Annotated in this window: 9 protein-coding genes; 4 read left to right on the plus strand and 5 right to left on the minus strand. The window is 70.9% G+C overall.

The features are described 5' to 3' along the window. The first annotated feature begins 95 nt into the window (after positions 1-95). Positions 96-671, plus strand: a complete 576-nt coding sequence (locus ACFW22_RS01885; protein WP_386397379.1) for a hypothetical protein — start codon at positions 96-98, stop codon at positions 669-671. Between the two features lie 113 nt (positions 672-784). Here the strand turns inward: ACFW22_RS01885 and ACFW22_RS01890 are convergent, their stop codons facing one another. Together ACFW22_RS01890 and ACFW22_RS01895 are read right to left on the minus strand one after the other, a co-directional pair. Continuing rightward, complete coding sequence (locus ACFW22_RS01890; protein WP_386397382.1) at positions 785-2,167, minus strand: hypothetical protein; 1,383 nt, start codon at positions 2,165-2,167, stop codon at positions 785-787. Next, complete coding sequence (locus ACFW22_RS01895) at positions 2,164-6,606, minus strand: AAA family ATPase (RefSeq protein ID WP_386397385.1); 4,443 nt, start codon at positions 6,604-6,606, stop codon at positions 2,164-2,166. Before ACFW22_RS01895 ends, ACFW22_RS01890 begins: the two co-directional genes overlap by 4 nt. A 101-nt stretch (positions 6,607-6,707) precedes the next feature. Between ACFW22_RS01895 and ACFW22_RS01900 the strand changes: the two genes are divergently transcribed. Then, positions 6,708-7,727 (plus strand): translation initiation factor 2, encoded by a 1,020-nt coding sequence (locus ACFW22_RS01900; protein ID WP_386397388.1) that lies wholly within the window; start codon positions 6,708-6,710, stop codon positions 7,725-7,727. Positions 7,728-7,761: 34 nt separating this feature from the next. On the opposite strand, the gene ACFW22_RS01905 is transcribed toward ACFW22_RS01900, so the two are convergent. From ACFW22_RS01905 to ACFW22_RS01915, 3 genes are all read right to left on the minus strand, one after another. After that, the gene (locus ACFW22_RS01905; RefSeq protein WP_386397391.1) at positions 7,762-8,232 is read right to left on the minus strand and encodes a hypothetical protein; all 471 of its coding nucleotides are present in this window, start codon (positions 8,230-8,232) and stop codon (positions 7,762-7,764) included. A gap of 238 nt (positions 8,233-8,470) precedes the next feature. After that, the gene (locus ACFW22_RS01910; protein WP_386397393.1) at positions 8,471-9,403 is read right to left on the minus strand and encodes a MerR family transcriptional regulator; all 933 of its coding nucleotides are present in this window, start codon (positions 9,401-9,403) and stop codon (positions 8,471-8,473) included. Between the two features lie 356 nt (positions 9,404-9,759). Then, on the minus strand, positions 9,760-10,143 hold the full coding sequence (locus tag ACFW22_RS01915; protein WP_386397396.1) for a hypothetical protein: 384 nt from the start codon (positions 10,141-10,143) through the stop codon (positions 9,760-9,762). A gap of 663 nt (positions 10,144-10,806) precedes the next feature. Here ACFW22_RS01915 and ACFW22_RS01920 point away from each other — a divergent pair. Both ACFW22_RS01920 and ACFW22_RS01925 read left to right on the plus strand, forming a co-directional pair. Beyond that, a complete protein-coding gene (locus tag ACFW22_RS01920) occupies positions 10,807-11,073 on the plus strand; it encodes a hypothetical protein (RefSeq protein ID WP_386397399.1) in 267 nt (88 codons plus the stop codon). A gap of 742 nt (positions 11,074-11,815) precedes the next feature. Continuing rightward, positions 11,816-12,214 (plus strand): SCO0607 family lipoprotein (locus tag ACFW22_RS01925; protein WP_386397401.1); only part of this gene is annotated, 399 nt, incomplete at its 3' end.

Here is a 12,214-nt window from a genome sequence, read left to right on the forward strand (position 1 = left end):
CGCACGGGCTCCTGCCGCACGGGCCCTTCCCGTGCGAACCGTCCCCGCACACACGGCGGTCCGGCGTGCCCGAGGCCGGCCCTCGAAGGAGTCCCATGCCCACGTCCGCCGCCCATGCCCCCTCGGATCGGGGCATCGATCCGGCGCCCACCGCCGAGGAGTTGCTCGGCCCGGCTCTGCACGAGGAGGTGGTGCGTCACTTCACGACCAAGCCGGACGCCCCGTCCGCGGCCGTCGTGCGACACCGGGTCCGCGAGTGCCTGCGCTACCTCTACCTCGTCTCCCGCCACCCCGACCGGCTCGGCGGCCTCTTCCTCCCCGTCGAGCAGGACGTCGACGAAATATGGCACTACCTCATCCTGCAGACGCGCGAGTACCTGGATCTGTGCGAACGACGCCTGCCCGGAGGTCACTTCGTCCACCACCGGAGCGTCTCCTACGACGCCTACCAGGAAGCACCCGGACGAGAGACCGCCGCCGAGGAGGCCCTGCGCTGGATCCCCCTCTACACGGACGCGTTCGGCCCCTTCGACGCCGACGCCCTGCCGCACTGGACGATCGTGCGGTTCCTGCACGATGAACTGCACATGTCCCTGGCGGAGATAGCCGGCCTGGCCGGCGGGGCAGGGACGCCCGAGGGGCCAGCGGTCCCCGTGGGGGATCCCGCGTGACCCGGACGGCCCCCTCGGCCACGGCGACGGGCTCCTCCCGGGAACAGCGCCGCGCCCCGCGGCACGGGACTTCGTGCGCCTTGAGGGGGCGATGCCCTCGTGACGGCGGACGGTCACAGGACCAGGACCACGTCCCGGCACACGTACGCGGTCGTCGGCGAGTAGACCTCCACCGTCCACCGCCCGGGCCCCGATCGCAGCTCGGCACGGAAGGCGTCGTCACCGCACGGTGTCATCTCCACGTCCTCCCCGTGCGTGCCGTCCTCGGCCACGCGGCGCACCCGCAGCCGCATGGCGGCGTCGGCGTCCGTCGCCCACACCTCGAACGGCTCGCCCGCCACGGCGACGTCGGGCAGTTCGACGCCGACGGGGTGGTCGGAGCTGAGCAGCCGGGCGAGCGGCATGTCGTGGCAGATGCGCCTGAGCTGCTCGACGGCCCCCTCGGCGTTGACGAGGTCTGCGTGCCTGCTGTCCAGCCACAGCACACGGCCCAGGGAGCCCCACTCGGGCGGGATCTGCGCGAAGGACGCCACCGTGCCGTCCCCACGGGGCGTGAGGAGTCTGTCGTCGGGGTCGGCGGATCCCGAGAAGTCGGGGTGGAACGTCCACCTTCCCTTGGCGGAGAAGGACACCGCCTGATCGGTGCGGTGCTTGTCGCCGCCGAAGGCGTGCAGGGCGTAGCGGTCCCGTCCGTACTGTTCGTCATTGGCCCGGACAGCCCTCTTGACCTCTTCGAAGAAGACGAACGAATCCTCGATCGTCCGGGGGTCGATCCCCTCGATCGGCACTCGACCGGTGAGCTGGGTCCTGCCCTCCTCGGGATCGAGCACCACCCGGTACGTCGGGATCAGCTGCCCCAGCGAGGGGTACGTCGAACAGATCTCGTGGACCCACTCGTTGAGCGGTCCGGGTACCCAGCGCGCCCGGCCGGCCAGGAACCGCAGGGCCTTCACGCTTCCCGAGTAGGGCGTGCCCAGCGTCGTGACCGACCGGGTGTTCCTCCATCCACCGAGGACTTCGGTGTAGTACCGCACGACGAGGCCGCCCATCGAGCGGCACACGAAGACCACCTTCGCCTCACGCGCGCCCGGATGGAGTCCCGGATCGGCCTTCGTCCGCCAGCGTGCCAGCCGCTCGTCGACGAACCGCTCCAGCTTCGCGGCCGTGTTGCGGTTGCTGAGGCGCCAGTCGTACGGGAAGACGGCGAACTGCTCCTCGGTGAGCCCGAGGTTCTGCCGGAGGTCGGTGAAGCCGGTGTCGGAGATCAGGCCGGGCAGCAGGCGGGCGCCGGGGATCACGCGTCCCACGTCCAGGGCGTGGGACGGTTCCGGGTCGGCGTCTCCGATGCCCTCCTGAAGCCCGAGCACCTCCTTCGTCCGCCTCGGCCCGAGGAAGCCGCCGAGCGTCCGGAGGGACGCGTCCCAGACGTCGAGCCCGCCCCGGGTCAGGGCCGTGCCCATGATGCCGGGGACCAGGACGACGAAGTCGTCTCTCACGAGACGCTCCCCTCCCTCCTCGGGGCGGAAACCGGCCCGCGCTGTCCGCCGACCAGGGGCGCCGGTACGGCCTCCTCGACGCGCCAGGGGAGGAGCACCTGGTCACAGCGGATGTTCTTCTGCGCGATGCCCTGGATCATCAGCGTGATGTGATGGCCGTCGTAGACGGAGTCGACGTTCGTCACTTGGTAACCGCGGGACTCCATCGGTTCCAGCGCCCGCTCCCGCCGTACGTCCCAGAGCAGGAGGCGACCGGAGCCCCGGCTCCAGCCGATGAGCAGGGGAAGCTCCGGCGGTCCTGCGAAGGTGAGCCCGTCGAGCGGTTCGCCGGGCTGCTCGGGCAGCGAGGTGGACACCCCGTTGCCGTTGTCGCACCGGACGACCTCCACCGTGTACCTCGTCGCGTAGGCCACCAGGGGAACCGCCCGGACGACCCGTCTGAGCACTCCCGTCGCAACGGCCCTTGCCCCGGCGCAGTGCACCGGTTCCGGCAGCGCGTCCGGCCGGCCGAGGTCCCACACCCGGGCTGCGTCACCACCCCACAGGGAGAGCCAGGACGGCCCGCCGGGCACTCCCACGCGCTCCAGCTTCTGCACGGCGCCCGAGGCCCTCAGGGCGAAGGTCCGCCCTTCCCGCCACGGGCCGCGCCCGGGACCCTCGCGCTCCCACGTGACGACCTCCTGTCCGGACGGCCACATCAGGTGCGTCCGACCCTCCTCCGTGACGGAGACGTCCAGGGAGGACGCCGCCACGTCGTACGCGCCCGGAAGGTCGAACTCCTCCGTGTCCAGGAGCTCGAGACCGGGCCCGAGGCTCCACAGCAGCACGTGCCGGTACCCGGCCGCCACGACCTTCCAGCCGTCACCGGCCTTCGTGACGGCAAGCGCTCCCACCTGGTGCGGGTGCGGGAGCCGCGGCCCGTCGACGATCCGGCCGGCCGCGGTGTGCAGGCCCGTCAGCACGTCGGAGCCCTGCGAGCGGGCCAGGAACACGGTGCCGTCGGAGCCCCGCACCATCCGCAGCTGCGGTTTGTCGGCCAGGCGGCCCCGGACAGGTTCCCGGGCGATCCCCCCGGCCCCGAAGGGGGCGTGCGGCTCCCAGATCTGGAGCCGGGTGTCGTCCGCGACCGCGAGGCGTCCGCTTCCCGCAGGGTCGAAGGCCAGGGACTTGTGTCCGTGGTCGCACGGCAGGGGCACGTGCTCCCTGCCCGACTCGTCCCACACCTGTGCCCGGGCATTCTCCTGTACGGCGGTCAGCACGCCGTGCGGGCCGTGCCCGAGGGCCACGACCCGGCCCGCGGTACGGGCGCGGAACCGCAGTTCCGCCTCGCCATGGAAGAGGTCCTCCATGTGCCAGACACGGAGGGTGTGGCCGTCAAGGGCCGCGACCACGGCTCCGGTCCCGTCCCCGGTGGCCATCACCGCCAGCGCCCCGACCACTTCGGCGCCGTCGGTCAGGGAACGCATGTGCTCGAGCCCGGGCCTTCCCAGTCTGAGTCCCCGCACCTCCCGCACGGTCACTCCCCCGGGCCCGCCCGTGAGCACGCCGACGCGTCCGTCGCGGACGACCGCCGCCACGCAGTTCACCTGCCCGGGGGCGTGGAGCGGCTGTCTGATCCGGCTGCGGACATAGGCCGAGGAACTGTCCCACCGCCACACCCACAGGCCGATGCCGTCAGCCACGGCGAGGAAGACGTCCCGGCCGCTGTGCACCGAGTCGACGGCGTTCGTCCTCCCTCCCCAGTGCAGTTCCTCGACCGGGTGCCTGCCCCCGCCCTGCCAGACGCGCACGCACTGGCTGTCGTGGGTCGCGATGACCCGGCTCTCGCCCTGCCCCGACACCGTCAGGCCCCGTTGCCGGGGAGGCGATGACCAGGTGGCCGGGCCCGTGTTCCTGGTCAGCGTCCGGTGCCCGTCCGCAGCCCACGAGACGATCTCGCCGGCGCCGGCGACGTGAACGCTCCCGTCGCCCTCCTCCCAGTGCACCGCCAACGCCCCGCCCGAGGGTGCCGGCCGGCTCCGCCGCAACGGGAGCCGTTCGGCGCTGCTCCACACGTCTTCCCAGAACACGGACGGCGGTCGCGGCACGTCCCGCAGGAACTCGGCGGAGAACATCGCCAGGGCGGTGGCCCGCAACACCGCCCACCGTCCTGCCGGGGAGGGGTCCCCGCGGAAGTCGTCGGCCACGCGCAGGTACAGCGCGCTCTGGGGGGTCATCGCCGAACGGGCGGCGACCAGCGGTTCCAGGACGTCGGGCGCGGTGGCCACGAGGAAGTGGTGGTCGGCCACCAGTTCGTCGAGGACGTCGTCCCCGGCCAGGGCCGCGTGCGCCGCCAGGTGGTGGACGACGTAGGGCTCCGCCCCCTGCCAGTCCGCGGGCGAGCTGGGGACCAGGGCGCGGACCACGGCCCGGTGCCGACGTCTCGCCTCCGCCTCCCCGTGCAACAGGTGCGCGCCGAAGCTGGGATGGTGGAGGCGGTACACCGGCCTGCCGAACTCGTCGTCCTCCGCGATCGTCACGCCGGTGGCCCTGCGGACCACGTCCAGCAGATCCCCGTGGTCGTACTCCCTGCCGCCCGGGGTCCGCACCGCGTTGGTCACGGCGAGCCATACCCCCGGTTGGGGGAGCCCGACGCCCTGCGCGAGCGCGAGGCCCCGCATGAAGTCCCTGACGCGTCCGGGGTTCCGTGGATCGATCCGGTCGAGCTCCTTCGCGAGCAAGTGGTCGAGGACGGCCGTGCCGGGCCGGAGTTCCCGGTCGAGCCGGTGCTCCGCGACCGCTTCGGGCAGGAGGACGAGCCGGCGCGCCCACAGGGTGGCCACGAGGAAGAGGCCGTTGCTGCGGGCCGCGATGTACCGGGCAACAGCACCACGGGTCTGCACCGCACCCGGCAACAGGTTGTAGGGGGAATTCGCCTCCCCCAGGAGGCGTTCGACGTGGCGGGCGATGTCCTGCTCGACCCCGGCAGACCGGTCCAGCTCCAGCGGCTGTACGCAGTGGAGGACGTCCAGCAGGGACTCGGCGGACGGATCGCCCGGGAGGTTGCGGCGGGAGTTGGGGCGGGTGGCGACCACGACCCGCACGCGCGGCCGGGACGCGAGTGGATTGAGCAGGCTCCTCGCGATGTCGAAGGAGTGACCGGCCGCCGCCTCGTCCAGTCCGTCGAACAGCAGGGTGAGGACGCCCTTGCGCGCGGCGAGCCGCTCGATCTCCTCCACGCACGCGGACGGTGACGGCCGTTCGGCTCCGGTGTCCCCGAGCCCCAGCGAGCGCAGGCGCTCCGTCAATTCACGACAGAGGGCAGAGAGGGTCTTGCCACGGCAGTGGACCGCCGCGTTCACCGAGCGCAGTTCGGGCAGGTTCCACGGCCGGCGGTCCTCTGCCAGGGTGGCCACGAAGTTCTCGTCCGTCAGGTGCGCCACGTAGGACAGCAGGGTGGATTTGCCCGCTCCCGACGCCCCCGTGATCGTGTACATCCCGGTCTCCCGGGTACGCAGCCAGTTGACCACATCGGTGACGGCGTGCTGCCGTTCCGCGAAGTCCCGCAGGTGCCACCTGTCGCCCGAGTCGGAGAACACCGGCAGTTCGCCGCGCGGGAACTCCCGCCCGATCCAGGACTCGTCGTCCTTTGACCGCAGGGCGGCGCCGGGTCGGGAACAGTAGGGGTTGGTCAGGAACGCGGGGTCCAGGGTGTGCACTTCGCGCCAGTCAAGGGACTGCTCCTCCATCCGGTCCGCCACGCCCAGCATGAGGTGCTGGAAGAAGACCGCGGGCCGCTCCCGGGAGAAGATCCGCTCGCTCTCGCGGACGAGGAAGGCGGGGTCCGAGAGCACCTGCTCCAGGCAGTCCACGAAGTGGCCTTCCACGGCCTTCTGTCGGGACTCGGCGGTGGCGACGACGGCGAACCCGGTGCGGGGGCCCGGGGCTCGGCCCCGGACGTCCTCCACCCTGTCCCTCACCGCCCGTACCGCTTCCCCCGCGAAGCACGCGTCCAGGACGAGCAGGGTGTCCGTGGCGTCCTCGGCGAGCCAGGCGACCAGTTCCTCAGCGGCCACGGCCCGGCGGGGGTCGAACCGTCCCCCCTCGTAACTGTCCTCGCAGGCCAGATAGAAGGCGCCCCCTACGACCTCGCCATGGCCCGTCCAGTAGAGGACCTTCCGTCTCGCCGCCTGCTGGTGGAGTCGCGCCACGAACGCGTGGATCCGTTCGCGCCCCGCGGAGGGGGGCGGCGCTCCGTCCGCACTCGTCAGGACCTGCGCGGGCAGGTCGAAGCCGAGGCGCCGCATCTGCTCGACGAAGCGCGCGGCCGTTCCCCCCAGAAGCGGGCGGTCCCTGGCTTCCCGCTCGTCCCCGCGATACCGGTCGACGACCACCGTGGCGACCAGTCCGTTGCGCCCCCGTAAGTGCTCCAACCGGAACTCCCCCCAGAGTTGCTCCACGTCCACCAGCCCGAAGGCGGTTCGGTTTGTGGCAACCTGACACCGCATCCGAGGATCGAGTGTGCCGGGTCACACTACTGGACGTCAGGCGAGGGGGCCTCATGAATCAGCGCGACGCGTTCATCATCGGGGAGTCGGAGACGGACTGCCACATCTTCGAGGGGGACGGCACGCGTCCGATCCGGGAGGAGAACGTCACGATCATCTACGAGCCCGGCCTCCGCCGCGTGGACCTCCCGGCGAAGGTCCAGCAGTGGCGCCATGAGATCGAGGCGGAACAGAAGCGCAAGCAGGCGGTCGGAGAGCGCTTCGCGTGGAACAACCCCCGCTTCTCCGTGGAGAGCGTCGTCTCCTCCCGTACCGACGAGACCGAAGAACCCCAGGTGCGGATCAGCCTGTGTGACGCGGACTACTACGACTTCCTCGCCACTTCCGTCAACCTGGACAGGCCCCTGGACGAGGGGGACCCCTCCGCCACGCTGCGTTCGCAGTACCTGACGGACTCCGACCCGGTGGAGGCCCCCTCCTTCCTCTCCTGCAGCTTCGGCGTCAACGTCGCCGTCGAGACCGGCCTCGACGGGAAGATGGTCTTCGCCCGAAGGAGCGTCCAGGTCGAGGGTCAGAACAAGCAGCGCTGGAACTCGTCGGTCAACGAAGGGCTCGCCGCCATTCACGACGTCCCGGCGGATGGCAGGCCCATCAGCCTCAAGGCCGTGGCGCGGCGCGCACTCCGCGAGGAACTGGCCGTCCAGGACGAGGACGCCGTCGAGCTGGAACTGCTCGCCTTCGCCCTCGACCTGCGCAACCACCAGTGGGCGGCTTTCTACCGCGCCGTGCTCACCGACCTCAGCTCCGCGGACCTGGTCGCCCGCCGCAGCCGGGGCATCGAAGACAAGTGGGAGCACGACCGGTTCAGCTTCGTCCCGGCCGATCCCGACAGCGTGTTCGACTTCCTCTTGGACGAGGACCCCGACAAGACCTGGACGCCCTGTGCTCCCGCGCTCTTCTACCTCGCCCTGGTCCGGGCCTCCGTCATCGCCCGCGGGGGCGCTCCGTCGGGCCGGCTGGACGTGGAGGCCGCCGAACGCCGTGCGCTGCGGCGACTCAAGGAGGCCGGCTGACCTCGACCTGTCGCATCGACGGCACCGGGTACGGTCAGAAGATGTTCCGCTCCCGGTGCTGCTGACGCAACTTCAGGAGCTCGGCCCGCACTTGGTCGGCCGGCAGTCCCCCGTCGGCCTGGATCATCAGGTCGACCAGGGCGTCGCGGGACTCCATGAATCCGCGCCACTTCTGCTGGGGCTTCAACCAGGTGTCCACCGCGGTCATCACGGCGACGATCAGGGCCAGCGCCGGAACCCAGGTGACCAACCAGTTCCCGTGACCACCGCTCAGGTTCTGGTCGGCGGCCACGACGGCGCTGGCCAGGATCAGCAGGATCCGGCTCAGGTAGTACGCGAGACCGTAGTTGAAGGTGGCGACGCGCCAGCGCCGGATCTCACGGTTCATCTCCCTGACGAGGGCCTCGGGCAACTGCGTCACCGGCTGCGCTTCCTGCACCGCGCCGTCGCTCACATGGTCCGTCCTGCTCTCCGACACCCCTCCCCCTCCGGTAGCGGCACTCACCGACTTCCCCATCCTTCCAGCCGAAGCCCCTCCGGCTGATCGGTTTCCTTCATCCCGGGGCCCCGTCAGGCCGCGACGGGATCGCCATGCGCATCCTGTCCGCCGGTTTCGCCGCCTCGTGGGGGGGGCGGAGAGGGCCCGACGGGCAAGGTCGACGCAGGACGTCTCCAAGACGGAGCTCGCGCGGTCGCCTCCAGGGGCGCGCCGTCCGGCACACGGGCGGCGGGTGAGCGGACGTTCAGGAGTCCCTGCGCAGTGCCCGGACGAGCCAGGCGTACCCGGGGATCAGCTCCGGCACCACCTGCCAGCCGTTGACGACCCACACCAGCCGCCAGTACTGCTCCACCCGCGGGTCGTGGGCCACCTCCCACTGCCCGGCCAGCCAGTCCCGGAACTCCGCGTCCGGGATCCGGCCGAGGGCCTCGGCGAATCGCTGCACGAGGTCCTCGACGACCGGTGTGGCCTCGTCGTCGAGCGGATCGATGCCGGAGCTCCTGGCCTCGGAGATCCGGCACCGGGTGTACTCCGTCAGTTCGTCGTCGGCTTCGGACCCGATGCCGAGGGCCTGCCCGCCGGCCTGAACGGCCGCAGCCCGTCGCATGCGCGCCCGGAAGTCCTCGTCGCCGATCAGCTCGGTGAGCTCCACCCAGGCGGCGACCTGTTCGACGGACGGGTCCTCCGGGAGGTCCGGAGTGGCGGCGCGCACCATGGCCACCGCGTTCGCGTCGGCTCCTTCCGTTCCGAAGGTGCCCGCGAGGAAGTCGTCGACGAGGCGATGCCGCTCCGCGGCGGAGGATTTCACGAGTCTGTGCATGAGTCTGGTCTCCTGGAGGCTGGATCCGAGCCTGGCCGCCGCTCGCAGGACGCTGCGGCGCTGTCGCAGCATCCGGATCTGGGCGTCCACGGCTTCGGCGTGGGCCGAGAGGACGTGTGACAGCGACAGTTCGCGGTTCAGCACGCGCTGGACCGTAGCGAGATTGATCCCCAACTCGCGCAGGGTGCTGATGAGTTCGAGACGCGGAACGGCGTCGATGTCGTAGAGCCGGTAACCGGCGGGACTACGACCCGCCGGCATCACCACGTTCGCGTCGGAGTAGAACCGGATCGTCCGCACCGACAGGCCGGTGCGCCGGGAGAGTTCCCCGATGGAGTACAGGGTCGCGCTGTCCATGTCGGCCATGTTGATGTCTCCAGTCGGTGGAGGGTCAAGGCAGAGGGGCGAGGGCTTTCGCATCGGCCATCGGCCGGAGCCGACCAAGCCGACGGCGGGTCCGGGCCGGTGCCGCGGCGAAGAACGTGGAGATCACCCGCCCCCGACCAACAGCGCCCGGTTCCATCTGGTCGAGGCCCAGTTCACCGCCCTGCTCCGCCTCGCCCTCGGCGGCATCGACCACCCCGGCCGCAGGGATCGGGGCAGCACGATCCACCGCCACGTCATCTGACGGAACCAGCACGCCGTCGGCAAGCTCATCAAAGCCCTGGTGAACCGGACCAACGCCGCCTGCCCCGCCACGGCGACAAGGACCGTCACCAACGGTGCAGGAAGCTCCGGACGTCGTCGTAACCGTCGACGGCCCGGCCGTCCACGTCCCCCGGGTCGGCCTCGGCCCGCGCCGCCAGCGACTGCACCAGCCCAAGGGCCTCATCGCCGAGGCGTCCGAAGCGCCGGGCTGCGTGTCCGAGGCACAGGCCGGCCAGCCCGAGCAACGGACTGCCCGGCACGGCCCGCGTCCCGACCTGCACACACCAGTGCTCGACGAACTCCGCATCGTCATCGTTCAGTGCGGTCCCGACGAGTACCTCCGCCGCCTCGGCCTCCACCGACCGGTCACGCAGAGCACGCTCCAGCGTCTCGACCACCACCTCGTGGGGTGGAGCAGGAGGATCCTCGAAGCTCAGATGAGAATGCACCCCGCGAGACTACGCGGCCCCCTCCAACAGCCACCTGCCGCCGCCCCGTCCGGCAGGACGGGGCGAACGTTGCCTGATGCGGCACTGGGGTCACCGCTGGCCGTGCCGCGCAGGCCGTCGCGCGAGAGGACCTGGAAGGCCGGCCAGGTGGGGGCCGGGGTGCTCCTCCCGGCCCCGCCCGCACCGATCAGCGCGATGCACCCGCTTCCCCCACGGGAAAGTGGTGTCACATCCGCCGTGACGGGCCAGAGGACGTTTTCTTAGGAGGGACGGCACGGGTGACGAGCCTTGTTCGGCCCCCTCTGCGACACCCAGAACCTCCGCCATGCATCACTCGGGGAACATCGATGGGGACGACACCGTGCGAGCCCGGGATGCGCTGCTCGCCTCGGGTCGCCGCACGCCGCGCGAGGAAGTCGACGCCTCCCGGGTGCTCGCTCAGGTCGGCCCCGCCGCGTACCCGTCTCTCTTGGCCAGGGCGCTGCAACGGCTGAGCCACGACAGCGGCTCCGGCAAGAAGCATGCGGTGGCGCGGATCCCCCTCCGTCGACACCGTCGTGCCGAATCCCCTTTGTCACCATCTCAGGGACAAGTCAGCCTATCCCCTAGGGGGTTAATGCATAGAACGATGTGGCATGACTCTTCCGAGGAAAGGGAGGAAGCATGGCGATTCCACTGATTGCCGCCGCTGGCGCGGTCGTGAAGATCGTGCACAGCGTCTACACCTGGACGCAGAAGACGCCGCAGGGCCGGGCGACCCTGGCCGTCGCGAGCGCCGCTGCCGCCCACCAGCACGCCAAGAGTCATCCCCACGACGGCGGGGCGCAAGCCCACGCCTTCGAGGCGATGAAGAAGGTGGGGGAGCACGTCGTCAATCCGACCGCGGAAAGTCTGTTCAACCATGTGCGGACGAACCTGAAAAAGCCCTAACGGCTCTGGGGGTACGGTTCGCGGGGCCTTCCGTTCCGCCAGGTGATCCGGGCGGTACGGAACGCCCCGAAGCTCGTCAACCGCCCCCTCGGAGCACGTGAGGTCACCCGCTCCGCCGGTACGGGGAAGAGGCGCCCCGCCGCTCCTCTTTCCCGTGCCTACCCCACGTCACCCCGTTCTCGGCGGGGCAGCCGTCCATGGGGTGGCTGCGGCGGCGTCATGGAGGATCCGGCTTCGTCACTGAACAGGCCCGGTGTCAGGATTGCTCCGGTCCGTTTTCCCGGACCTCTCGCCGAGACCGCCGTGCGCCTCTCGACGCAACGGGCTCTCCACGGTCTCTGCCGTCAGGTGGTTGCCGTGCGCCAGGGGCTGGGAACGTGTCGCCGCGGTAGCGATACCGGGTGGCCTGGATCGCGCTGGCCTTCCACAGAAGGATCTCGCCCGCGCTGATCGGCAACCACCGCCCGGTGGACCGGGTGAGCCGTCTACGGACAGGCGACCGGTTCCGGCGATGCCGCTCTTGCAGCATGCCCCGCAGTCGGCCGAACCAGGCGCCGGGACGGGGCGAGGAGCGTAGCGGAGCGCGGCCACCGCGGCTGGAAGACAACATCCGGGGCCCGTCAAGTTCCCAGGAGATGCAGCATGTTGAGCATCAAGGCGGGCTCCTATGAGTACACGTACTCATGGCCCGGTAATTTCCCGGAGACGAGAGTGGGGGCAGGCCAACCGACTGGAGACAACCATGCACACGCCCCGCAGGACGAACCTCGCCGCCACCGCCGCCCGACCCGAGACCTTGCGTCTGGTCGGTGCTGCTCTCGCGAGCACGGTCGCGATCGTGGCACTCACCGGATGCGCGGGCATCGAGTACCAGGAGGACGTCTGCAGCGGCGGCGAGTATCCCGTCCTGTCCGTGGGCGGCACCGGATCGGCCTGCGTCTCGGACGAGCAGCAGCCTCCCGCCGGTTTCGTGCGGTATCCGGCGGGCAAGGTGCCGCAGCAGGTCGGCGACAAGTGGGACGTGTACTGGGATACCCACACGCTCGACAAGGACGGCGAGGTCATCGACGTGCCGGCCGCGGGGGGGGGCGGACGGGGCGGGGGGGGGTGGGCGCGCCCGCCCCGGGGGGCCCCAGGTCGT

The sequence above is a fragment of the Streptomyces sp. NPDC058872 genome (assembly GCF_042743065.1).
Lineage (GTDB): Bacteria > Actinomycetota > Actinomycetes > Streptomycetales > Streptomycetaceae > Streptomyces.

Excerpts from the sequence above, each read along its gene's own strand:
- ACFW22_RS01920 (WP_386397399.1), top strand. The coding sequence starts at position 10,807 with ATGGCGATTCCACTGATTGCCGCCGCTGGCGCGGTCGTGAAGATCGTG.
- ACFW22_RS01910 (WP_386397393.1), bottom strand. The coding sequence starts at position 9,403 with ATGGACAGCGCGACCCTGTACTCCATCGGGGAACTCTCCCGGCGCACC.
- ACFW22_RS01885 (WP_386397379.1), top strand. The coding sequence starts at position 96 with ATGCCCACGTCCGCCGCCCATGCCCCCTCGGATCGGGGCATCGATCCG.
- ACFW22_RS01900 (WP_386397388.1), top strand. The coding sequence starts at position 6,708 with ATGAATCAGCGCGACGCGTTCATCATCGGGGAGTCGGAGACGGACTGC.